The 24,250-nt window shown below is 46.5% G+C and carries 21 protein-coding genes; 9 read left to right on the forward strand and 12 right to left on the reverse strand.

Features of this window, described 5'->3' with window-relative positions; translation table 11 throughout:
* Positions 1–79 precede the first annotated feature (79 nt).
* The 5 genes from lon to BQ5809_RS00145 form a co-directional block, all read right to left on the reverse strand.
* Positions 80–2,506 carry an endopeptidase La gene (lon, locus tag BQ5809_RS00125; protein ID WP_003787025.1) on the reverse strand — a complete coding sequence of 809 codons (2,427 nt, stop codon included), beginning with the start codon at positions 2,504–2,506 and terminating at the stop codon, positions 80–82.
* A 302-nt stretch (positions 2,507–2,808) separates the two neighbouring features.
* Complete coding sequence (locus BQ5809_RS00130; RefSeq protein ID WP_003787024.1) at positions 2,809–3,249, reverse strand: CZB domain-containing protein; 441 nt, start codon at positions 3,247–3,249, stop codon at positions 2,809–2,811.
* A gap of 245 nt (positions 3,250–3,494) precedes the next feature.
* Positions 3,495–3,947: a recombination regulator RecX gene (gene recX, locus BQ5809_RS00135; RefSeq protein ID WP_003787023.1), complete on the reverse strand. Its 453-nt coding sequence runs from the start codon at positions 3,945–3,947 to the stop codon at positions 3,495–3,497.
* A 160-nt stretch (positions 3,948–4,107) separates the two neighbouring features.
* A complete protein-coding gene (locus tag BQ5809_RS00140) occupies positions 4,108–4,587 on the reverse strand; it encodes a hypothetical protein (protein WP_003787019.1) in 480 nt (159 codons plus the stop codon).
* Positions 4,580–5,887, reverse strand: coding sequence for a homoserine dehydrogenase (locus BQ5809_RS00145; protein ID WP_003787017.1), 1,308 nt, complete (start codon positions 5,885–5,887; stop codon positions 4,580–4,582). The genes BQ5809_RS00140 and BQ5809_RS00145 overlap by 8 nt, the downstream gene beginning before the upstream one ends.
* 99 nt (positions 5,888–5,986) lie before the next feature.
* On the opposite strand from BQ5809_RS00145, the gene BQ5809_RS00150 reads away from it, so the two are divergent.
* A complete protein-coding gene (locus BQ5809_RS00150) occupies positions 5,987–6,346 on the forward strand; it encodes an Mth938-like domain-containing protein (protein ID WP_003787016.1) in 360 nt (119 codons plus the stop codon).
* Positions 6,347–6,412: 66 nt separating this feature from the next.
* Here the strand turns inward: BQ5809_RS00150 and dapE are convergent, their stop codons facing one another.
* Together dapE and BQ5809_RS00160 are read right to left on the reverse strand one after the other, a co-directional pair.
* The gene (gene dapE / locus BQ5809_RS00155) at positions 6,413–7,537 is read right to left on the reverse strand and encodes a succinyl-diaminopimelate desuccinylase (protein WP_003787015.1); all 1,125 of its coding nucleotides are present in this window, start codon (positions 7,535–7,537) and stop codon (positions 6,413–6,415) included.
* 36 nt (positions 7,538–7,573) lie between these two features.
* Positions 7,574–8,731 (reverse strand): glycerate kinase, encoded by a 1,158-nt coding sequence (locus tag BQ5809_RS00160; protein ID WP_003787013.1) that lies wholly within the window; start codon positions 8,729–8,731, stop codon positions 7,574–7,576.
* A 135-nt stretch (positions 8,732–8,866) separates the two neighbouring features.
* On the opposite strand from BQ5809_RS00160, the gene BQ5809_RS00165 reads away from it, so the two are divergent.
* Together BQ5809_RS00165 and smc are read left to right on the forward strand one after the other, a co-directional pair.
* Positions 8,867–9,376 (forward strand): protein disulfide oxidoreductase, encoded by a 510-nt coding sequence (locus BQ5809_RS00165; RefSeq protein WP_003787009.1) that lies wholly within the window; start codon positions 8,867–8,869, stop codon positions 9,374–9,376.
* An 88-nt stretch (positions 9,377–9,464) separates the two neighbouring features.
* The gene (gene smc / locus BQ5809_RS00170; protein ID WP_032827725.1) at positions 9,465–12,953 is read left to right on the forward strand and encodes a chromosome segregation protein SMC; all 3,489 of its coding nucleotides are present in this window, start codon (positions 9,465–9,467) and stop codon (positions 12,951–12,953) included.
* A 57-nt stretch (positions 12,954–13,010) separates the two neighbouring features.
* Here the strand turns inward: smc and der are convergent, their stop codons facing one another.
* The 5 genes from der to BQ5809_RS00195 all read right to left on the reverse strand — a co-directional run bounded on the left by der (position 13,011) and on the right by BQ5809_RS00195 (position 18,410).
* Positions 13,011–14,480, reverse strand: a complete 1,470-nt coding sequence (gene der, locus BQ5809_RS00175; protein WP_003787006.1) for a ribosome biogenesis GTPase Der — start codon at positions 14,478–14,480, stop codon at positions 13,011–13,013.
* A gap of 211 nt (positions 14,481–14,691) precedes the next feature.
* Positions 14,692–15,186, reverse strand: a complete 495-nt coding sequence (locus BQ5809_RS00180) for a hypothetical protein (RefSeq protein ID WP_003787002.1) — start codon at positions 15,184–15,186, stop codon at positions 14,692–14,694.
* A 48-nt stretch (positions 15,187–15,234) separates the two neighbouring features.
* Complete coding sequence (locus BQ5809_RS00185) at positions 15,235–15,831, reverse strand: YfgM family protein (RefSeq protein WP_032827724.1); 597 nt, start codon at positions 15,829–15,831, stop codon at positions 15,235–15,237.
* The gene (hisS, locus tag BQ5809_RS00190) at positions 15,831–17,123 is read right to left on the reverse strand and encodes a histidine--tRNA ligase (RefSeq protein WP_003786999.1); all 1,293 of its coding nucleotides are present in this window, start codon (positions 17,121–17,123) and stop codon (positions 15,831–15,833) included. The genes BQ5809_RS00185 and hisS overlap by 1 nt, the downstream gene beginning before the upstream one ends.
* A gap of 126 nt (positions 17,124–17,249) precedes the next feature.
* The gene (locus BQ5809_RS00195) at positions 17,250–18,410 is read right to left on the reverse strand and encodes a type 2 periplasmic-binding domain-containing protein (protein WP_003786997.1); all 1,161 of its coding nucleotides are present in this window, start codon (positions 18,408–18,410) and stop codon (positions 17,250–17,252) included.
* 262 nt (positions 18,411–18,672) lie between these two features.
* Between BQ5809_RS00195 and minC the strand changes: the two genes are divergently transcribed.
* The 6 genes from minC to BQ5809_RS00225 all read left to right on the forward strand — a co-directional run bounded on the left by minC (position 18,673) and on the right by BQ5809_RS00225 (position 24,216).
* A complete protein-coding gene (gene minC / locus BQ5809_RS00200) occupies positions 18,673–19,515 on the forward strand; it encodes a septum site-determining protein MinC (RefSeq protein ID WP_003786995.1) in 843 nt (280 codons plus the stop codon).
* A 75-nt stretch (positions 19,516–19,590) separates the two neighbouring features.
* Positions 19,591–20,400 (forward strand): septum site-determining protein MinD, encoded by an 810-nt coding sequence (minD, locus tag BQ5809_RS00205; protein ID WP_003786993.1) that lies wholly within the window; start codon positions 19,591–19,593, stop codon positions 20,398–20,400.
* Positions 20,401–20,403: 3 nt separating this feature from the next.
* Positions 20,404–20,712 carry a cell division topological specificity factor MinE gene (gene minE, locus BQ5809_RS00210; protein WP_003786991.1) on the forward strand — a complete coding sequence of 103 codons (309 nt, stop codon included), beginning with the start codon at positions 20,404–20,406 and terminating at the stop codon, positions 20,710–20,712.
* The gene (locus tag BQ5809_RS00215) at positions 20,709–21,635 is read left to right on the forward strand and encodes a LysR substrate-binding domain-containing protein (RefSeq protein WP_003786988.1); all 927 of its coding nucleotides are present in this window, start codon (positions 20,709–20,711) and stop codon (positions 21,633–21,635) included. Before minE ends, BQ5809_RS00215 begins: the two co-directional genes overlap by 4 nt.
* Before the next feature lie 33 nt (positions 21,636–21,668).
* Positions 21,669–22,136: a Fur family transcriptional regulator gene (locus tag BQ5809_RS00220; RefSeq protein WP_003786986.1), complete on the forward strand. Its 468-nt coding sequence runs from the start codon at positions 21,669–21,671 to the stop codon at positions 22,134–22,136.
* Between the two features lie 61 nt (positions 22,137–22,197).
* A complete protein-coding gene (locus BQ5809_RS00225; protein WP_003786984.1) occupies positions 22,198–24,216 on the forward strand; it encodes a cytochrome c biogenesis protein ResB in 2,019 nt (672 codons plus the stop codon).
* The last annotated feature ends 34 nt before the right edge of the window (positions 24,217–24,250 follow it).

A 24,250-nucleotide genomic window follows, 5' to 3' on the forward strand; every position in this document is an offset into this window, starting at 1 on the left:
GTTGCTATGTCAAGCGTAAAACATCGAAAAGAGATTTTTTTACACCAAACTCCCTGCTTATTCGCATTATTGCAACACGTTAATGCTGGCGTGGCGTGCGTGACTTTTTAGAAGCAGCCTGCACTTTAATCGCATTTTCGGGCAAGATTTCATCGGCAACATAAGGTGCAGGCTGCTTTTCCAATCCCAGCACAAACACTTCATCAATCCATTGCACCGCGTGAATTTCCAAACCGTCTTTCACGTTTTGCGGAATTTCTTCCAAATCCTTCACATTGTCTTTTGGAATCAGAACGTGTTTGATGCCGCCGCGCAACGCCGCCAACAGTTTCTCTTTCAATCCGCCAATCGGCAATACTTCGCCGCGCAACGTGATTTCGCCAGTCATCGCCACATCAGCGCGAACAGGAATATTGGTCAAAGCAGAAACCATTGCCAATGTCATCGCAATACCTGCACTTGGACCGTCTTTCGGAGTCGCGCCTTCGGGAACGTGAACGTGCATATCGTTTTTCTCGTAGAAATCGGGCGCAATCCCCAAACTTTCCGCACGAGAACGCACCACCGACCACGCTGCTGAAATGGATTCCTGCATCACATCGCCCAATTTACCCGTGCGAACAATCGCGCCTTTGCCTTTCAATGCAACCGCTTCAATCGTCAGCAATTCGCCGCCGACTTCCGTCCACGCCAAACCCGTTACTTGACCAATGCGATTTTCGCCAGCCGTTACGCCATAATCGAAACGACGCACGCCTAAAAATTCGCCCAAATTTTTTTCATCTACACGCAAAACTTTCGGCTTTTTGGCTTTCAGGCTGTCTGAAAGTTCATTTTTAATCACGGCTTTACGACAAATTTTTGCAATTTCACGGTCTAATGAACGCACGCCCGCTTCTCGCGTGTAATAGCGCACAATATCGCGTACCGCCGTTTCATCAATCGCCAATTCGCTGTCTTTTACACCATTGCGTTTCATTTGTTTTGGCACAAGGTATTGCATGGCAATGTTGATTTTTTCGTCTTCCGTGTAACCAGACAGGCGGATAATTTCCATGCGGTCGAGTAGCGCAGGTGGAATATTGAAACTGTTTGATGTAGCAATAAACATCACATCGCTCAAATCAAAATCCACTTCAACAAAATGGTCGGCAAACGCGCTATTTTGTTCAGGGTCAAGCACTTCCAATAATGCGGCCGCAGGGTCGCCACGGAAATCGTTGCCCAATTTGTCAATTTCGTCTAACAAGAACAATGGATTTTTCACGCCCACTTTCGTCATGCTTTGCATGATTTTGCCCGGCATTGAGCCAATGTAAGTACGGCGATGTCCGCGAATTTCGCTTTCATCTTTCACGCCGCCCAACGCCATGCGAACATATTTGCGCCCTGTGGCTTTGGCGATGGATTCGCCCAACGAAGTTTTACCCACGCCCGGTGGGCCAACCAAGCACAAAATCGGACCTTTCAATTTATCGGTGCGTTTTTGAACTGCCAAATATTCCAAAATGCGTTCTTTAACTTTTTCCAAGCCGTAGTGGTCTTCGTTCAATACCAAATCGGCTTTGGCTAAATCTTTGCTGACACGCGTTTTTTTCTTCCACGGCAATTCAATCAGCGTTTCAATATAATTGCGAACAACCGTGCTTTCAGACGACATCGGCGGCATCATTTTCAATTTACGCAATTCCGACATGGCTTTTTCTTCGGCTTCTTTGCTCATGCCAGCCTCTTGGATTTGTTGCGCCAATTTTTCAAAATCGCGGCTATCTTCTTCTTCGCCCAATTCTTTTTGAATGACTTTGATTTGCTCGTTTAAATAGTAATCGCGCTGGTTTTTGTCCATTTGGCGTTTAACTTTGCCGCGGATGCGTTTTTCCAGTTGTGAGATTTCCAACTCGCCTTCAATTTGCGCCAACAAAAATTCCATGCGCTCAACGACATCAGCCAAAGCCAATAATTTTTGACGTTGCTCTAATTTCAGTTGCAAATGCGCTGACACAGTGTCGGTTAGGCGACCGTTGTTTTCAATTTCGTGAATGCTTGCTACTACTTCGTTGGGGATTTTTTTGTTGGCTTTGACGTATTGGTCAAACTGATTCAGCAAAGTACGGCGCAAGGCTTCCACATTGGGTGCTTGTTCGTTGGTGTCGCTTAACATTTCTACCGTGGCAACCAAATATTCGCCTGTGTCGCTAATTTGCACGGCGGCGGCGCGTTCTGAGCCTTCTACCAGCAATTTAACCGTGCCATCGGGCAATTTTAGTACTTGCAAAATATTGGCAACTGTGCCGACTTCGTGCAAATCGTTGGGGCTGGGTTCTTCTTCGCTGCCGTTTTGTTGCGCCAACAAAAAGACCTGTTCGTTTTGCTCCATAGCGACATTGAGCGCAGCCACCGATTTGGGTCTACCCACAAAGAGCGGCAACACCATTCCTGGGTACACCACCATGTCGCGCAGAGGCAGGGTAGGGAATTGAGCTGTGGTTGATTTTTTTCGTGCCATGATTGCAGATTCTCTTAATGTAAAAAATAGTGTGAATGGCTAAATAAGTGCAGGCTGCTTGTTTTTCAAGTGGAATGCGGATAATAAAGTGCAGGCTGCTTTTTGATACACTATTTGGACTGTTGATTAAAATATAGTGGATTAAATTTAGATTAGGACAAGGCGACAACGACCGCCGTGTACACCTAGTACATAAGGGAGTTGGCAACGCAGTATCATTGCAATTTTAATCAACTATATATCAAGTAAAAAGCTGCCTAATATTATTCAGGCAGCTTTATCCAATTATGCACGCACACAGCTTAATTTGTTTGGACTTTATCCAACAAACTAACTAATGCCACTTTAACTTCTTTCGACAAATCAATTAACTCATGGCGCAGCGCACTAATCGCTTCCATTAAATAGCCTTTTCGATGATTTTGCAAAATGTCGCCAGCACATTGATGAAAACGCGCATGAGCATTTTTAACTACTTCGTATTCTGGATATTTATCCAAAAACAAACCATCGCCATACAGCCACTTGCCCAATTTACACAAATGGTCTACTCCCACAACGGCTGGGTCGTATTCTTCGGGGTTTTTACCACGCAACGTACTTTCCAATTTCTCAATCCAAGCCTCGTGCGCTGCAATTGCTTCCAATAAATACAAACCATGCAAATCCTGTTGAGCCGTTGTTAAATTTAGCGGAACATCTTTGCCCGCATTATATTGCTCAATCCATAATTTCAAATCCATCGTATTCACCTTTAAGAAAATTTAAATTCCAATAACAACGCTACCAACATTCCGCATATTTCTATGCCGAAATTCATTGAGATTATGATAGAACCTTGCACAAGGTTATTCAATCATTTTTTGATGGGAATTTTATTTTTATTGATTAATATCAATATGTTAAACTAATGATTTTTACTTGCATTTAACTGATATAATATTCAAAGCAGCCTGCACATAAACACCACAAAATGTGCAGGCTGCTTTTATTCTTCATCGTCTGCCCAAGCGCGTTTCAAAGCAGCCTGCGCCGTTGCCATTGCAAAACCGCGATACAACATAAAACGCATTTGCTTGTCCCATTCCTGCCGATTTTGTGCAGGCTGCTTGAATTTTTTGCGGGCGACTTCTATTGCGTTATCCAATTCTGTTTCGCGGTCGGGCAAATATTGCTGAATCAATTCTGCCGATACGCCGCGTTGTCGCAATTCTTGGCGCAAACGTCCTGCGCCGTGTTTACTGCTTTTGCTGCGAACAAACGCTTCTGCAAATCGCTCGTCCGATTGCCAGTTGTTTTTCGCAAATTCTGCCAACACCGCGTCCAATTCATCGCTATCGTTGGCGTGGGGCAACAATTTAGCGCGTAATTCGGCTTGGCTCATTTCACGGCGCGACATCATTTCCATCGCTCGGGCGCGGAGTGATTTTTCGGTTTTCATGTTAATTGATATCCCAAATATAGTGAAGTGAAATAAAAATGGGACAAGGCGATAACGCTCGCCGTGTACAAATCGTACATAAGAGCGTTATCAACGCCGTACCATTGCGATTTCACTTCACTATAAAAAATGCCACTCGGTTTGCAAGCGGCATTTCACGTTAATTATTTTTCAAATTCGCCACACATTGCTGGTCTCGCGCCGTAAACGCATCTGCGCCACCCAGCAATTTTAAGCGTTCTTCCGAGCTAATTTTGGCAAACGATTGAATTTGCTTCACACCCAAACGCTGTAACGGCTCTTTCCACACGCATACGCAATATTCCGCCACCAAGCGTCCATCGCTGTCTTGCAAGCCGCGTTGTTGCAAATCTGCCTGCCATTTAGGTGCGGCTGGCACGTTTTGTATGCAGCTTTCCACAATTTTGGCAATCGCCTGTTCTTTGCTCATCGCGCATTGGCTCAAAAAGAAAAAGCCTGCAAACATCAGCGCAATCACGCGCATCCAGTTAATCAGCGTTTTGCGTTTTTTTGCTGATAGGGCTATTCGCTGCGCTTCGGCTTCATCTACCAAGCAGCCTGCACTTTCTGGCTGGATTTCAGGTGCAGGCTGCTTTTTGTCTTGCTCCAAATCAGCCATTTAGGGTTTCCATGCGGATTAAAGTAACGGGCGACGAAACCGTGTCTTGCGCTTCAATTGCTTTAATCGCCGCTTTCACGTTTTTCTCAATGGTGTTGTGCGTCAAAATCACGATTTCCGCTTGGTTGTTGTCCAAAACCGCTTTTTGAATCAAGGCTTCAATCGACACATTTTCTTTTGCCAACAAGCTAGCAATCGCACCCAACACGCCTGCTTTGTCCGCCACTTGCACGCGCAAATAGTAGCTGCTGCTGATTTCGTCCATTGGCACGAAGGTTTGCTCAACCACTTGGCTTGGTTGGAACGCCAAATGTGGTACGCGGTTTTCGGTGTCTGCCGTAATCAAGCGCGAAATATCAATCAAATCGGCTACTACCGCGCTGGCTGTTGGCAACGCGCCTGCACCTGCGCCGTAATACAAAGTCTCGCCTACCATATCGGCATTGACGCGAACTGCATTCATCACGCCATTTACATTCGCCAACAAACGGCTTTCTGGGATTAAAGTCGGGTGTACGCGCAATTCAATGCCTTTTTCGGTTTTGCGTGTAATGCCCAATAATTTCACGCGATAGCCCAATTCTTCGGCGTATTTAATATCGCGGCTGTCTAATTTACTGATGCCTTCCAAATAGCATGCGCCAAAGTTCACAGGCGTACCAAACGCCAATGCCGACATAATCGTGATTTTGTGTCCAGCGTCGTGTCCTTTAATATCAAAAGTCGGGTCGGCTTCGGCATAGCCCAAGCGTTGCGCTTCTGCCAACACATCGGCAAACGCGCTGCCTTTTTCGCGCATTTCGGTCAAAATAAAATTGCTTGTGCCGTTGATAATGCCTGCAATAGATTTGATTTGGTTGGCTGCCAAACCTTCGCGCAAGGCTTTGATAATGGGAATACCGCCAGCCACCGCCGCTTCAAATTGCACCATCACATTTTTTTGTTCTGCCAACGCAAAAATTTCGTTGCCGTATTCAGCCAGCAATTTTTTGTTTGCTGTAACAATGTGTTTGCCGTTTTCAATCGCTTTTAACACCACATCTTTGGCAATGCCTGTGCCGCCAAATAATTCCACCACAATATCCACATCATCGCGCTGCACCAATTCCAATGGGCTTGGCACGAATGCGGCTTGTGGGGCGAGTTCTGCTGCACGTTGCGCGTTCAAATCGCATACGGCAGACAGTTTCACTTCACGACCCAAACGGCGCGAAATTTCGGCAGCATTGTCGCGCAATACTTGCGCCACGCCACCGCCCACTGTGCCTAATCCCAATAATCCGATGTTAATTGCTTGCATAATTTTTCCTGAACAAGAGTAAAATAAAACAGTTAAAAAATGCGCGAGATATTACCCGATTTTGCCTATTTTTGCATCTTTAAATAATAAGGAATCCCAATGAATTTTGAAGAAATGCGCCTCAGCACAGGGCTAACCATTGACGCACACAATTCACAACAAATTGAAATTTCAGGAAAAATCTATGAATTTCCTGTTTATTTGGGCGATGAAGTTTGCCCAGTAGCATACCAAACCGAGCAAGAAATCACGCTAAACGATGTGCAGGCTGCTTTTGAGCAAGGCGCAAATGTTTTGCTGATTGGCACAGGCGAAAAGCAGCGATTTGTGTCGCCCAAACTGGTGGCGCAGGCTGCTTCGTTGGGTGTTGGGCTGGAATGCATGACCACGGCGGCGGCGTGTCGGACTTATATGCTTTTGCGTAGCGAGGGGCGTAAAGTTTGTGCGTGGTTGTGGTAGGCAAATCCGCAAATATAAAAGCAGCCTGCACTTTTGTTTGATTTAAAAGTGCAGACTGCTTTGCTATTATTTAACCAATGAAATCATCATTTTTTCATACACGGCAGACAATTTATCAATGTCCGCCAATTCAATATGTTCATCAATTTGATGAATGGTCGCATTCACAAAACCCAGTTCAATCAATTCACGCGCAATCGCTTTAATGAAACGTCCGTCCGAAGTGCCGCCAGTCGTGGACAATTCAGGCGTTACGCCACAAATTTCGGTGCAGGCTGCTTGGGCGATTTCAGTTAATTTTCCTGCTTCGGTCAAAAATGGATTGCCCGACAAACTCCACGCTAAATCATAGGTTAAGTCGTGTTTATCTAAAATTTCGTATACGCGATTTTTCAGGCTGCTTTCCGTTTGTTCGGTGGAAAAACGGAAGTTGAATTTCACGTTTACGGTGGCTGGGATTACGTTGGTTGCGCCTGTGCCACCGTTGATGTTGGAAATTTGAAAGCTAGTGGCTGGAAAATAGGCGTTGCCTTTGTCCCATTCGGTTGCGGCAAGTTCGGCTAATGCTGGCGCGGCGGCGTGAATGGGATTGTTTGCCAAATGTGGGTAGGCGATGTGTCCTTGTTTGCCTTGCACGGTCAGGCTGCCTGAAAGCGAGCCGCGTCTGCCGTTTTTCAGCGTGTCGCCTAATTGATTGACGGCAGTGGGTTCGCCAACAATGCAATAATCCAACATTTCGCCGCGTTCTTTTAATTTATCAACGACTTTGGTTGTGCCATCGTGCGCGTCGCCTTCTTCGTCTGACGTGATTAACAAGGCTAGGCTGCCTGAAAAATCGGGATTGGCGGCAACAAAACGCTCACACGCGGTAATAAAACACGCAATCGCGGTTTTCATGTCGGCTGCGCCACGCGCGTAGAGTTTGCCGTCGTGTTCGGTGGGCGTGAATGGGTCAAACGTCCATTTGCTCACGTCGCCTGTTGGCACGACATCGGTATGCCCTGCGAAACACAGCACAGGCGTGGTGTCGCCCAAACGTGCGTAGAAATTTTTGGTTTCGCCAAAGTGCATTTCTTCAATCGTGAAGCCGATGGCGCGTAGGCGGTCGGCGAGAATGGTTTGGCAATTTTTATCATCGGGTGTGATGGATTGTTCGGCTAATAATTGTTTGGCTAATGCGAGTGTGTTCATGTGCAGGCTGCTTTGTACAGTTGAAAAAAGGGGATTTTAGCGGATTTTTAAATTCAGGCTAACAGAAATCGCCAAAACTGCTGCCACATTTCGCGCTGTTTGCGTTACATTGGCTTCTGCCATCGATAAAGCTTCGCGCAAATCGCAGCATTTGGGCAACACGCTGAACACGGCATCAATGCCATAATCGTGTACCACTTCTACGTTTTTGCCCAAACTGCCTGCAATCGCGATAACAGGAATGTTGTGTTGTTTGGCAATTTGTGCCACGCCAACGGGCACTTTGCCTTTGATGCTTTGGTCGTCAATACGCCCTTCGCCTGTGATAACCAAGTCCGCACCTTGAATGGCATCGGCAAAACGCAACCAATCGGTAATCATTTTGATGCCGCTTTGCAAATGTCCATTTAAAAAGCCTGCAAACGCCGCGCCCAAACCGCCAGCCGCGCCTGCGCCCGCAATATTGTCTATTTCCACGTTTAAATCACGGCGCACAATATCAGCAAAATGCTTTAATGCCGCGTCTAGTTGCGCCACTTGTTCGGGCGTTGCGCCTTTTTGCGGTGCGAAAACGTGTGCTGCACCGTGTTCGCCTGTTAGCGGATTATTGACATCGCACGCCACATCAAAACGACTTTGAGCAATGCGCGTATCCAACTGGGCGATGTCAATTCTATCCAGTTGCGCCAATGCTAAACCGCCGCGTGGCAATTCGTTGCCGTTTTTATCCAGAAATCTTGCGCCCAAGGCTTGCAACATGCCTGCACCGCCATCGTTGGTCGCGCTACCACCCAAGCCAATAATAAAATGGCGCACACCTTTGTCCCATGCCGACACAATCAATTCGCCCACGCCCAAAGTCGTGGTAATGCTGGGATTGCGTTGTTCGGGCGATACGTCTGCCAAACCGCAAGCGGCGGCAACTTCTATCATTGCGGTGTGGTTGTCGCCTGATAAACCCCAAAAAGCGGCAATCGGTTCGCCTGTTGCGCTGGTAACGCTTTGCGTGATTTTTGTACCGTGCGATGCTTCCAACAATGTGTCCACCATGCCTTCGCCGCCATCAGCAACGGGAATTTTGATGTATTCGGCGTTGGGGAAGGCTGTTTTGAAGCCGTTTTCAATACATTGCGCCACTTGCAAGGCGGATAGGTTTTCTTTAAACGAATCGGGGGCAATGACGATTTTTTTCATGGGATTGACCTTTCTGAATCAGCAAAAAAGTGGCAAAGCAGCCTGCACAATGGTTTTTATTGTAACGCAAAACCAATCGTGCAGGCTGCTTACAACATTTTTGCTACAATCCGCCTTTTTTCACGCAACAAACACATGAAGACAAAATTGATTTACTGGGCAAAACAAATCGCGCAAACGCTATTTATGCTGCTGATTATCAGCGTGGCGATAGATTATTGGCGCAAACCGTCCGCGCCCATGAACGCAGCCAACGCGCCATTTACCACGCTACAACAAACGCAATCCACATTGGCGAAATCCAGCGACAATCAAACTTTGGTGCTGTATTTTTGGGGAAGCTGGTGTGGGATTTGCAAACACACGTCGCCTGTAATCAACGATTTACACGCTGATGGTGTGCCTGTGTTGGGTGTAGCGTTGCGTTCAGGCAGCCTGCACAATGTGAGCGATTATTTGCAGCAAAATCACTTGGCGTTTGACACGATTAACGATGAGCATGGTGAATTATCGCAAGCATGGGGAATTAAAGTAACGCCCACAATCGTGCTCATTCGCAATGGCAAAGTGGTTCACAGTACCACAGGTTTGGCGAGCTATTGGGGCTTGAAAGCACGGATTGCGCTGGCGAATGTTTTGAATTGAAAAAAAGCAACCTGCACATTGGGTAAACAGAATGTGCAGGCTGCTTTTTGCTATAATCCGCGCTTTTCCTTTTATTGCCGTTCTACTTATGCGTTTAACCCAAATCAAATTAGCAGGTTTCAAATCGTTCACCGACCCCACCACCATTCACGTACCAGGACAACTGGTTGCCGTGATTGGCCCAAACGGCTGCGGCAAATCCAATGTCATTGACGCGGTGCGTTGGGTATTGGGCGAAGCGTCGGCAAAACAGCTACGCGGCGAAAGTATGCAAGACGTGATTTTCAACGGTGCTGCTACGCGCCGTCCTGCACCGCGTGCGTCTGTAGAATTGGTGTTTGACAACAGCGACCACAGTTTGCAAGGCGCGTGGGGGCAGTATGCGGAAGTGTCCATTAAACGCCAGCTCACTCGTCAGGGTGATTCTTCGTATTTCATCAACAATCAAGCGGTGCGCCGCCGCGACATTACCGATTTATTTTTGGGAACGGGTGTGGGTGCGCGTGGTTATGCCGTGATTGAACAAGGCATGATTTCGCGAATTATTGAAGCGCGTCCCGAAGAATTACGCGCCTACATTGAAGAAGCGGCAGGCGTATCCAAATACAAAGAACGCCGCCGCGAAACGGAAACGCGCTTAAAAGACACGCGCGAACATTTGCAACGCTTGGCAGATTTGCAAACCGAATTGGCGCGACAAGTTGAAAAGCTGGAAAAACAAGCAGGTACGGCGGAAAATTATCAGCAACTACAAGAAAAATTAACGCGCTTGCAAAATATTTTGGATTTTGTGCAATGGCAAACGGCTTTGGCGGACGCGGATAAATTGAGCGAAGCGCATTACGCGGCAAAATATCAACAAGAACAAGCACAAGAGCAAAATATTGAATTAAATGAAAAATTGAATGCGTTGCGCCAAACCGAGCAAGAGCAGCAACAACATCATCATGCGTTGAACCAAGAACACGCTTTGTTGCGCGAACAAATTGCGCGTTTGGAAGAACAATTACGCGCCCGACAATCGCAACAGCAACGCATAGAACGCGATAAGGCAGCAGCACAAGTTCAATTACACAAAATTCAACAAGAACAAATTATTATCCGTAGTGAATGCGATATTTTGGAAGGCGATATTGCGGATAAACAAGTGGCGTTGAGTGAATTGGCAATGGCGGTGGCGGAACACGAAACGCGGCTGCCTGAATTGGAACAATCGCAACAAGAAACGCAATTTGCGTATCAAAATCAACAAGATGAATTTAACCGTATTAAACGTGAATTGGCGTTGAAACAACAGCAACTGCAACACACCAGCAGCACATTGAGCAACAATACGGCGCGTTTGGCGCGTCTGAATGATGAGCAGGCTGCTTTGAATTTGCCGCCTGATACGGAATTGTTGGCAGTGCAGGAACAAGCAGAATTATTGCAAAATCAATATGATGAAAGCGAAATGCGTTTGGCGGAAAGTGAAAATAATCTGAATCAAGCCAAAACGCGCTTTCAGGCAGCCGAAACGCAATTTAATCAATTATTTCAGCAACATTTGACAGCACAAGCGCAATTTGGGGCATTGGCGGAATTGTTGCAAAATCAACCTACACATGATTTTTGGGGGCAAACCCATTTTGCCGATGCGCCTGTGTTGTGGCAGCACCTTGTTGCGCCAGCCGCTTGGCAACACGCTTTGAGCGTGGTGTTGGCGCAGCGTTTACAATCGCGTTTGCTGCCTGAAAACAATGATTTAGCTAACGATTTGCCGCAAGGTTCGGCAGCGTGGATTTCGCATTCAGGCAGCCTGCACAAGAAAACTCAGCCAGCGCAAGCATTGATTAACCAAATTCAAATCACACATAAAGATTTTCAGGCAGCCGTAGCGTTTTGGTTGGACGGTGTATTGTGTGCGCCGAATTTGGCTTACGCGGTGTCGCAGCAGGGCGAATTGCAAAATCATCAAATTTGGCTCACGCCCGAAGGTCATATTGTAGATAAATTTGGCGTGGTGCTGTTTGAGCCGTCAAGCAGCCTGCAACTGATTGAACACAAAAGCCGCCACGATGATTTGGCGAATGAATTGGCGGAACTCGCGCCAAAATTAGCCGCCGCGCAAACGCTGTTAGACCAATGTTACGAAGAAAATCAATCGCTTGAACATTATTACCGTGATGTGCAAGCGCAAAATCGTCAATTAGCGGCGCAGGTTCAGAAAGCGCAAAGTAAGGCGAATGAATTGTTTGCGCGTACCAATCAAGGGCAGTTGCGCCGCGAACACATTGCGCGTGAATTGCAACAAATCGCGGAAGATAACCGCCAATTAGCGCAAAATCGCGACAGTTTGCACGATGATATTGAAACGCTGGCGGTGTCGGCGCATGAATTGGAATTGCAACATCAAACGCTTTCAGGCAGCCATCAACAGCAACAAACTTTGTTGAAACAAGCGCAATTAGGGTTGTTGGAAGCCAATCGTCAGTACGGTTTGGCGGAAATTGCGTTGCACAAACAGCAGCAGCGTTTGGATAATTTGCGCCAACAAATTCAGACGTTGGAGCAGCAGAAATTGGATTGGCAGGAACGTCAAACGGAATTGGTGTTGCAAGACGAAGCGGACGAAAACCCTGATAATTCGCAACGTATTCAATTAAATACATTAAGCGAACACGATTTCGCGCTGCAAGACCAAATGAAAGCGGCGCAAAATCGTTTAGCGGAAACGCAAGCATTGGGGCGTGAATTGTATGCTCAACAGCAAACTTTGTCGGCGCAGTTGCCACAATTTCAGGCAGCCGCGCAAAATACTTTGCTGCAACAGCAAGAAGCATTGCTCAACGCGAAACGCTATCACGAAAATTTACATGAACGCGGCGCGGATTTGGCGGAATTGGAAACGGCGGCAAAAAATGCGCCGTCTGCCCATCATCTGTCGCAGGACATTGCCAAAACTTCGCAGACCATTCAATCATTGGGCGCGGTCAATTTGGCAGCGTTGCAGGAATTGGCAGAAGCGCGTGAGCGTGATGAGTATTACCGCAGCCAAAGCAGCGATGTTCAGGCAGCGATTGATTTGCTGGAAGAAGCGATTGCGCAAATTGACAGCGAAACTAAAACGCGCTTCAAAGAAACTTTTGATGCGGTCAATGAAAAGGTGCAAACCTTTTTCCCTACGCTGTTTGGCGGCGGCGAAGCCAGTTTGAAAATGTCGGACGATGATTTGCTCACGGCTGGCGTGTCTATTATGGCGCGTCCACCTGGTAAGAAAAATTCAACCATTCATTTGTTGAGTGGTGGCGAAAAGGCTTTGACGGCAATGAGTTTGGTATTTGCGCTGTTTAGTTTGAATCCTGCACCGTTTTGTTTGTTGGACGAGGTTGATGCGCCATTGGATGATGCCAACACCAGTCGTTTTTGCAATTTAGTTAAGGAAATGTCGGCGCAAACGCAATTTTTATACATTTCGCATAATCGTTTAACTATGGAAATGGCGGAGCAACTGATTGGCGTAACCATGCAAGAAAAAGGCGTTTCGCGGATTGTGGCGGTGGATATTCAACAGGCGTTGCAAATGGCGGAACAGTAAGCCATATAAAAAGCAGCCTGCACTTTTTGTTTGATAAAAAGTGCAGGCTGCTTTTGATTATTTACTATGTGACTTCTTCGCGCTCACTTGGCGTTTTTTTGTTTTACCGCCATTATTCCGCGCTTTTTCATCTTTCCGATTTTCACGTTTTGCAATCCGATTACTCAACGACACACGGCGCAACGGTTTATTCTTCGTTTGTTCCGCCACTTCATCATACGGATTTTCCGACACATTATATTGAATCCGCAACGGCGTACCCTGCAAATTAAACGCCTTACGGAACGTCTGCGTCAGATAGCGCGTGTAGCTGTCGCCAATCGCGTGCAAGGAATTGCCGTGAATCACAATCACAGGCGGATTGCTGCCGCCTTGGTGCGCGTAACGCATTTTCGGGCGCACCAAACCAGCGCGTGGCGGCTGTTGGCGTTCCACTGCACTTTGCAATACGCGCGTGATTTTCGGCGTTGGCATTTTGATAAACGCCGCATTATAGGCAGCCTGAATACTGTCAAACAAACCGTCAATACCCTTTTCTTTCAACGCAGAAATAAAATGAAGTTTCGCAAAATCAAGGAAATACAATTTCCGTGCGATATCGCGTTTTACTTGCTCGCGGCGTTCATCGGAAATGCCGTCCCATTTGTTCACGGCAATCACGAGCGCACGCCCAGCTTCCAATGCAAAACCCGCAATCGTCGCGTCTTGGTCGGCAATATCCTGTTGCGCGTCCAACACCAAAACAGCCACATTCGCCGCTTCCACCGCTTGCATTGCTTTGATTACAGAGAATTTTTCTACCGCTTCATCAACCTTACCACGACGGCGCACACCAGCCGTATCAATAATCGTAAACGGCTTATTATCGCGTTCAAAATCAATGTGAATACTGTCGCGCGTCGTGCCAGCCATATCAAACGCAATCACGCGCTCTTCGCCCAAAATCGCATTGACCAGCGTGGATTTGCCGACATTCGGACGACCAATCACAGCAAAAACAGGGTGTTTGTTTTCAGGCTCTTCATCACTCGCATCAGGGAAATTTTCCAGCACATCTTCAATCAGATAGTACACGCCGTCGCCATGCGCCCCCGAAATCACATACGGCTCGCCCAATGCCAATTCGTAAAATTCCGCCGCCAAAACAGGACGGTTACCGCCTTCGCCTTTATTCACCGCCAAAAACACAGGGCGCGGCGATTGGCGCAAACGGTCGGCGATGATTTTATCCTGCGGCGTCAAGCCAGTACGCGCATCTACCAAAAAAATCACCGCGTCCGCTTCATCAACGGCTTGCAGCGTTTGTTTTGCCATTTCATGCAAAATGCCACTATCCACAACTGGCTCAAAACCGCCTGTATCCACAACAAGATACGGTTTGCTGCCGACTTTGGCATGTCCGTAATGGCGGTCGCGTGTCAAGCCTGGTAAATCGTGAACAAGCGCGTCTTTGGTTTTGGTTAAGCGGTTGAATAAGGTAGATTTTCCTACATTGGGTCTGCCGACTAGGGCGATTGTGGGTTTCATGTTTTAGTCTTTCTGTTTCAGGCTGCCTGAAAAGTAGGTCGGGCAGGCTTGCCCGACATTGGCAATTTATCGCGATTTGTCGGGCTACCAGCCTGACCTACAATTTTCAGGCAGCGAGCAGGTGCAAATTGCACATACTACGGTTAATAAAAATAAGTGTGTTTACATATTTTCAGGCAGCCTGCACACTTTTTCAGGCTGCCTGAAATGATTATTTCAATCTACGATATTTAAATTTAGAATTTTTACCTAAAATGTGTAATGCTAACGCTGGGAATACAAATGCAATAGTATTTGAAAACAATGCCAAGAAAAGTATATTTTTCTCTCCACGGGAAGCAATCGTCATTGCTAAACCAATTTGCATAATACCAAAGATACAAATATATTCATTAAATGAATGGTATTTTTTCTTTTCATATTTCCAGTAATTCTTAAAATTTAATAAAATAGCAAGACTATTTATATAAAGCAATACTGATAATATAATTTGTACGGTTAGAGATATTTCTTTCTTCATTTCAAATTTAATATTTGAAAATAAGCATAAAATTTGCCCAATAAATAAAATAAAAATAAGCAGTAATACTGCAATTTTTTCATTTGGAATGTGAGTAAATTCTTTTAAACTAGCAATACCTAAAAAGACAAAAGATATTGTCATAAATATAAATAATAATAAAAGAATATATAATGCAATTATCATAATATTTATTTTTTCAGGCAGCCCAAACGTTCAGGCTGCCTGAAAACCTTACAACTGCCCAGCCTTCAACTGCACCAATTCACGGCTTGGCGAATTTTCAGGCAGCTTGTCCAACGCCAACTTATAAGCGTCCGCCGCTTCCTTCGTTTTGCCTTGCGCTGCCAACACATCGCCTTTCGTCTCATTCAACATCGGCGTGAAACTGTCATCAACAGGCGTATTCAACACCGCCAACGCATCATCAAATTTCTTCTGCTGCAACAACACATTAGCCAAATTTTGCGCCGCTTGCGCTTGGAACAAAGGTGTTTTCTGATTGTCCAACACCCAACGATACGCCGCCGCCGCTTCGTCCAATTTACCGCTATCAAACAAAAATTTAGCCGTTTCCAAAGTCGCCGCCGCCGTTGCCGTGCTGTTTGCGTAATCCTTTTGCAACGCCGCCAATTTCACCACATCACCTTTCACTTGGCTCGCTTGCGCGGCAGCCGATTCATTGCTGCTGCGAACCTGCCCCTGATAAATCACATTACCCAAATAGCCCAAAGCCGCCGCCACCAAAGCCGCCACGACCCATTTACCGCCATTTTTCCAATAATGTTTAACATTTTCAATTTCTTGTAATTCTTCGTGATGTGAAGACATTATTTGCTCCATTCTTTAATCTGTGAAATCATCTGCGCGGCTGGCACAGTAATTTGACCATTTTCGCCACGCAAATCTTTGATTGTTACCGTATTTTCTGCGGCTTCGCTTTCCGCGATAATCAAGCCAAAACGTGCACCCGATTGGTCAGCACGTTTAAACTGATTTTTCAATTTCGTGCTGCCTGAAAATTGCGCCACATTGAAACCATTTTCGCGTAAATTTTGTGCCAATTTCATCGCCGCCAAAGTCGCGCCATCGCCTTGCTGCATCACAAAAACATCAGGTGCGTCAGACACTTGCAGGCTGCCATAATCGCGCACCAACAGCAACAAACGCTCAATCCCCATCGCAAAACCGATAGAAGCCGCAGGTTTGCCGCCCAATTCTTCAATCAAACCATCGTAACGACCACCACCGCAAACCGTTGCCTGTGCGCCCAATTTGTCCGTTGTCCACTCAAAAACCGTCTGATTGTAATAATCCAAACCACGCACCAAACGCGGATTTTCAACGTATTGAATACCCAAACCATCCAACAACGATTTAACCGTTTGATAATGTTTTTGTGAATCTTCGCCCAAAAAATCAACCAAACGCGGTGCATTGTTACAAATTTCTTGCAAATCAGGATTTTTCGTGTCTAGTAAACGCAACGGATTTTTCTCTAAACGAACTTTCTCTTCATCGCTCAATTTATCCGTGTATTGCGAAAAATATTCAACCAAAGCAGCACGATGCGCGGCGCGTTCTTCGCGGTTGCCCAAGCTGTTCAATTCCAACGTGAGATGTTCCAAAATGCCCAATTCGCGCCACAAATCGGCACACATCGCGATGATTTCCGCGTCAATGTCCGCATCCGCAAAACCCAATGCTTCAATGCCGACTTGATGAAATTGGCGGTAACGTCCTTTTTGTGGACGTTCGCGGCGGAACATTGCGCCCATGTACCACAATTTGCGCGGTGCATCGTGCAGCAGATTGTGTTCCACCACGGCGCGTAAACAGCTTGCCGTGCCTTCGGGACGTAAGGTCAAGCTCAATGTGTCGTTGCTGTCGGAAAACGTGTACATTTCTTTGCCGATTACGTCTGTTTCTTCGCCGATTGAGCGCACGAATAAGCCTGTTTGCTCCACAATCGGCGTGCGGATTTGGCTGTAACCAAATTTGCGCGTCCATTTTTGAATTTGATTTTCAAAGGCTTGCCAGTAAGCGGCGGTGAGTTTGAAATCTTTTTGTTCTACGGGTAAAAGGTCGTTCATGCCTTTTACGGATTGGATTTTTTGTGTCATTTTATGGAATAAAAATGGTTGGAAAAATGGCTACAATTATAACCGATTTCGCGCTAAAAATATCAGCAAAAAGCAGCCTGCACTTTGAAATCTCAAAAAGTGCAGGCTGCTTTGCGTTATGCCGACTTAATTACCGACTTTCAATTTTTGCCACAAAGTTGTGGTTTGTTTTTTCGCTTCGTCTGACATTTGCGGCATTACGAAACCGTTTGCCATGTCATCAGCCGTTGGGAAAATAGAGCGAGTTGCCACCAACGCAGCGTCCATTTTTTCGCGAGCAGGCAAGCTGGCTGGCGCGAATGTAACCGCAGCACCGTTTTTCGCTGCAATTTCAGGGTCTAGCGTGTAGTTGATGTATTTATGCGCGTTTAAAACGTTTTTCGCATCGGCAGGAATCACCCAAGATTCTACCCAGAAGCCCATGCCTTTTGGCGTTAAGACTTCGATGCCTACATTGTTTTTGACTTCTTCCGAACGGGCTTTTGCCATGTTCAAATCGCCGCCATTGCCCGCTACCAAGCAGATGTCGCCGCGAGCCAATTCGTCAATGTAAGATGCGCTAAAACGTTTGATGTCTGGGCGAATCGCTTGCAACACGGCTGCTGCTGCGTCAATATCCGCCGCGCTTGTGCCGCGCGGGTCTTTGCCAATGTAGTTCAACACGATTGGGAACATTTCGCTAGGCGTGTCCCATAAGGCGATGCCGCAGGCTTTTAATTTATTGGTGTATTCAGGTTTGAACAACAAGTCCCAACCGTTTTCGGGCAGTTGTCCGCCCAAAATTTCTTTGCCTTTGGCGGTAATTGCCAAAGTGTTTGCGCCAGAGAAGTATGGCACGGCGTATTGATTACCTGGGTCAGCTTGTTCCAGCAATTTTAACAAAGCTGGGTCAATGTTTTTGTAGTTAGGAATCAAATCGCGATTGATTTTCTGATAAGCACCCGCCTGAATTTGGCGTGGCAAGAACGCAATACCTGGAACACCCAAGTCGTAGCCAGATTTACCCGTGAGCATTTTGGCTTCTAGGGTTTCGTTGTTTTCATACAGGTCGTAGGTCAAGTTTAGGTTGTTGGCGTTTTTGAAGTCTTCTACCGTGCTTTCATCAACATAGTTTGACCAGTTGTAGATGTTGAGCGTATCGGTTTGTGGCAAGTCGGTAGTTACCGTTGCGCCTGATGCGACACTTGAGCCAGCAGTAGGAGTGGCAGGCGTTTGCGCGGTTTTGTCTTGACCGCCACAAGCGGCTAATGTCATCAACACTAATGTGCTTAACAGGGTTTTTTTCATTATATTATCTTCTCGTTAGGGTGGTTAAAAAGGGAATGCGCATTGTAAAGTCTTTGTTTATAAAATTCAATGTTTATAGTGAATTAAATTTAGATTAGTACAGCGTTGCCAACTCCCTTATGTACTAGCTGTACACGGCGGTCGTTGTCGCCTTGTCCTAATCTAAATTTAATCCACTATATCTTGATCTTGCTGCTCAGTTGAATAAATAGCCAAACAAGGGTAAAATCGCGCGTTTAATTGAATAAAACAATCGTACAACATGGAACGTGTGTTTGAAGTGAAATCGTCTCGTTTGGAGGCGTTTTCTTTATGCTTGCAAAGTGATGATTTGACGCAAATTGAGCAATATTTGCAGCAAAAACAGGAAAAATATCAGTCGTTGGCGGCTTTGCCTTTTGTGTTGGATTTGGGTAACGGCGATTGGGAAAATTTGGATTTGGTGGCGGTTTTGGCTTTGTTTGCCAAACAGGGTTTGCGCGTGGTGGCGTTGCGACACGCATCGGGCGATTGGGCGGATAAGGCGAAAACGGCTGGTTTGTGTTTTGTGCATCAGGCGGAAAAGCAGCCTGCATCGGGCGATTTGAGTCATGCAGACAATGAAGCAAACGATGCAGCGCAGGATACAACATCAACCGAAAACGAAAACGAAGCGGATACGGAAAATGTGCAGGCTGCTTCGGATTTAGAAAATACAGAAAACGAAGTCGCCCAAAACAATGAAGCCGAACCTGAACCTGCGCCCGAATTGGAATTAACGGCACGACCAACCGTAGTGGTAACCACGCCTGTTCGCACGGGGCAGCAAGTGTATGCCAAGCAGGCGGATTTGATTGTGCTGGGCATGGTTAGCGAGGGGGCGGAAATTATTGCAGACGGCAATATTCATGTGTACGCGCCGATGCGTGGACGTGCGTTGGCGGGCGAGTCGGGCGATAAATCGGTAAGAATTTTTATGCAGTCTATGCAGGCGGAATTGGTGTCTATTGCGGGTATTTATCGGGTGTTTGAACAGGATTTGCCCGACCATTTGCATAAACAGGCGGTGAAAATTGAGCTGCAAGACGATGACCGTTTATCGGTGGCGGCGATTGTAGCGAAATAAGGTATCAACAAAAGGTGCAGGCTGCTTTTGGGCGGTTTGCGTGATTTTTTAATTTAAAAGGAACAAGGGTACAAAATGGCAAAAATTTTGGTAGTAACTTCGGGCAAAGGTGGTGTGGGCAAAACCACGACTTCTGCCAGCATTGCAACGGGTTTGGCGTTGCGCGGTTTGAAAACGTGTGTGATTGACTTTGACGTGGGTTTGCGTAACTTGGATTTGATTATGGGTTGCGAACGCCGCGTGGTGTATGACTTGGTAAACGTGATTCAAAACGAAGCGAGCTTGAATCAAGCCTTAATCAAAGACAAACATTGCGACAAATTGTTTATTTTGCCTGCATCGCAAACGCGCGATAAAGACGCTTTAACCAAAGAAGGCGTAGGACAGGTGTTGAATGGTTTGAGCGAAATGGGCTTTGATTTTATTGTGTGCGATTCGCCAGCTGGCATTGAAACAGGCGCGTTGATGGCGTTGTATTTTGCTGATGAAGCGATTGTTACCACCAACCCAGAAGTGTCTAGCGTGCGCGACTCTGACCGCATTTTGGGCATTTTGCAAAGCAAGTCTTTGAAAGCGGAAATGGGTCAAAGCGTCAAAGAGCATTTGTTGATTACGCGCTATTCGCCTGAACGTGTGGAAAAAGGCGAAATGCTGTCGGTACAAGATATTCAAGACATTTTGCGCATTCCTTTGATTGGTGTGATTCCTGAATCGCAAAACGTGTTGCAAGCGTCTAACTCTGGCTCGCCTGTGATTCATCAAACCGATGCGATTGCGGCGCAGGCGTATCAAGACGTGGTGGCGCGTTTGTTGGGCGAAAACCGCGAAATTCGTTTCTTGGAAGCCGAGAAAAAAGGTTTCTTCCAAAAATTGTTTGGAGGGTAAGCCATGTCTTTATTGGACAGACTGTTGGGCAAAAAGCCTAAAACGGCTTCGGTGGCGCGTGACCGCTTGCAAATCATCATTGCACAAGAGCGTGCCAATCGCGATGCGGAAAATGCAACGCCCGATTATTTGCCAACCTTGCAAAGAGAGCTGCTGGAAGTGTTGTCTAAATATGTGAAAATTGAGTTGCAAGACATCAATATTTCGCATGAAAAACAAGACGGCGTGGATATGCTTGCCTTGAACATTACCTTGCCAGAAAACAAAGAGCAGCCTGCAATCGAAGTCGAAAATAAGGAAGCAGCAGCATGACTTTGACAGAGTTGCGCTATATTGTGGCTGTGGCACAGGAAAAGCACTTTGGACGTGCAGCGCAGCGTTGTCATGTGAGTCAGCCAACTTTGTCGATTGCGATTAAAAAGCTGGAAGAAGAATTGGGCTTGCCGTTGTTTGACCGCAGCAGCAACGAGGTGCTGACAACGGCATCGGGCGAACGCATTGTGTTGCAAGCCAGACGGGTGTTGGAAGAAACCGAAATCATTCGGCATTTAGCCAATGCGGAACAAAATCAATTGGAAGGCTCGTTTAAATTGGGCTTGATTTTTACGGTTGCGCCGTATTTATTGCCCAAATTGATTTTGTCGATGCGTCAAATCGCGCCGAAAATGCCCTTGTTTTTGGAAGAAAATCACACCGCCCTGCTCACCGAATCGCTCAAACGAGGCGAATTGGACGCGATTGTGGTGGCTGAACCTTATGTGGAAACAGGTATCGAGACGATTCCGCTGTATGATGAAGCCTTTTTTGTGATTGTGCCAAAAGGGCATCGCTTTGAAGAATTGGATTCGGTATCCACGGCAGATTTGGTAGAAGAAGATGTGTTGCTGCTAACCGAAGGCAATTGTATGCGCGACCAAGTTTTGGGTTCGTGTACCGAGTTGGCTGCCAAACAACGCATTGCAGGTTTGGTCAATACTTTGCAGGGCAGTTCGTTGAACACGATTCGTCACATGGTGGCAAGCGGATTGGGCATTAGCGTGTTGCCGTCCACCGCGATTACCGACAACGACCACATGCTGTTTTCGATTGTGCCATTCGAGCAGCCTGCACCGAACCGCCGCGTGGTGTTGGCATATCGCCGTAATTTTGTGCGACCACAGGCTTTGGAAGCGGTGGCGCGTGCGGTAATGACTTCGCAATTGGCTGGTGTTTCGTTTATCAAAAATCACCAATAAAGCAGCCTGCACTTTTTAGCGAACAGGGTAAACATGAGTAGCGTAAAAGACAATATTTTGATGCAATGTCGCCGTGCTGGCGCACAGGTCACCCCATTGCGCGAGCAAGTTTTGGACATGGTGTTGCAGCTAGATGGCGTGATTAAGGCATACACGATTTTGGCGCAAATGCAGCGCGAAAGCAGCAGTGTGGTTGCACCGCCAACAGCGTATCGTGCTTTGGACTTTTGGGCAGAGCAGGGCGTGTTGCACAAAATTCCTGCGGTCAATGGCTATGTGTTGTGCAGCCACGCGCGGCACGAATGCGGTGGACATTGCGATGCCGACCATGCCCAGCATCAAAGTAGCTTTATTTTGGTTTGCACCGAATGCGGCTCGGTTGATGAGCAAAGTCTCAATCGCGAATGGCAGGCTTTACGCGAAGCGGCTCAACAAGCAGGTTTTGCCATGAACGAAGAACATGTGGTGCTAACAGGCATTTGTGCAAAATGTCGTCATTAATCTAAACAAGCAGCCTGCACATTTTTTTTGCAGGCTGCTTATATTTATGTAGTTAAAAGTTATGTCTCAAACCAAACCCAATCCTTCACAAAAAATTCCTTTTATTCGCCGTCCGTGGTTTGCTTTTATTAGCTCGATGCGTTTTGCGGTGGCGTTGCTGACCATTTTGGCGATTGCGTCCATTATTGGCACGGTGGTACAACAAAACCAGTCTGCACAAAATTATGTGGTGCAATTTGGGCCATTTTGGGCAGAAATTTTCGGTTTTTTGGGCTTGTATGATGTGTATGCGTCATCGTGGTTTGTGCTGATTATGATTTTTTTGGTGTTGAGCACAGGCTTGTGCGTGTGGCGCAACACACCGCAATATCTGCGCGACATGAAATCGTTTCGCCTGAACGCGACCGCCAAATCGCTGGCGCACATGAAGCACACAGCAGAATTATCAAGCAGCCTGCAACCTGAAATCGCCAAAAAATATCTAGAAATTCAAGGGTTTAAAACCAAGTTGGAACAACGCGAAGACGGCAGCGTGATTTTGGCAGCCAAAAAAGGCGTAATGAACAAATGGGGTTATATTTTTGCCCACGTTGCGTTGATTGTGATTTGTTTGGGCGGATTGATTGACAGCAATTTGTTACTCAAACTGGGCATGCTCACAGGGCAGCTTGTGCCAGACACCAACAGCGTTTTTGCGCGTGATTTCAAACCCGAAAGCACGTTGAGCGAACACAATTTGTCGTATCGTGGCAATGCCGAAGTGATTGAAGGTCAAACCATCGACCAAACTTTTTTGAATGCCAACAAGGGCTTATTGCTGCAAAAATTACCGTTTACGCTGGAATTAAAAAAATTCCACATTAATTTTTATAACACAGGCATGCCCAAAGATTTCGCCAGCGATATTGTTGTAACCGACAAAAAAACAGGCGAGCGCATCGAAAAAACCATTCGCGTGAACCACCCTTTAACCATCAATGGCGTGACCATTTATCAGTCTAGTTATGGCGATGGCGGTTCGGATATTGGGCTAAAAAGCTGGAATTTGCGTGGCGTGGGCAAACCTGCGGATTTAAAAGCCGTGTCGCAACGTCAATTTCCGTTGGATTTGGGTAAATCAGGCACGTATCAATTGGAATTTGGTGAGTTGCGCGTGTTCAATGTGGAAAATTTGCACGACAACGACAAGCAATCCGACAATAAACTTCACGATATTCGCAGCGTGAATCAGGAAAAACGTTTCCAAAATGTTGGGCCAACCATTACCTATAAATTGCGCGATAGTGCAGGGCAGGCGCACGAATATGTGAGCTATATGCTGCCGTTGCAGCGCGAAGGTGCGTTGTTTTTTGCCACAGGTGAGCGTTCGAATGTGAATGACCCGTATCGTTGGCTGATGATTCCTGCCGATGAAAAAGGCAAAATCGACAGTTTTATGGCATTGCGCGATACCTTGTTGCAGCCCGAAAAACGCGCCCAAGTGGTTGAAAAAGCCATTTTGGGCATAAACGAAGCGATGCGTCCGCAATTTAAATTGGCAGTAGAAAACTTGTTGCGCCAATTTGCCGAAGGTGGCTACATTGCGATTAACGAGCATATTAAGCAGACTGTTCCCGAAGCGGAACAGCAAAAAACAGGCGAGTTCATGTATCAGATTTTGTATGGTGCAATGAATATCGCGTTGGAGCAGGCATTGACCGATGCAGGTTTGCCGATGATGGCAGCAGGCGATGCGCGTAACCAATTTATTTTGAACAGCTTGGACGGCTACACGGCTTTGACTCGATTTAATTCGCCGATTTTGTTGCAGCTCGAAACGTTCAAACAAGTGAATATGTCGGGCTTGCAAATGACCAAATCGCCAGGCGCGACTTTGGTTTACTTGGGTTCGCTGTTTTTGGTGTTGGGCGTGGTGTTTATGTTTTACGTCCGAGAAAAACGCGCTTGGCTGCTGTTTGAATCCAACAAAATGCGTTTTGCGATGTCGTCCAGCCGCAACGAACGCGATTTGAACAAGGAATTTCCACAGCGTTTGGCGGATTTGGAAACGCTGGCAAACGATTTGTGCGAGCGTTCGTAAACAATGTGCAGGCTGCTTTTTTGAGCCGCACAAT

The organism is Kingella kingae ATCC 23330 (assembly GCF_900111845.1).
Taxonomy (GTDB): Bacteria; Pseudomonadota; Gammaproteobacteria; order Burkholderiales; family Neisseriaceae; genus Kingella; species Kingella kingae.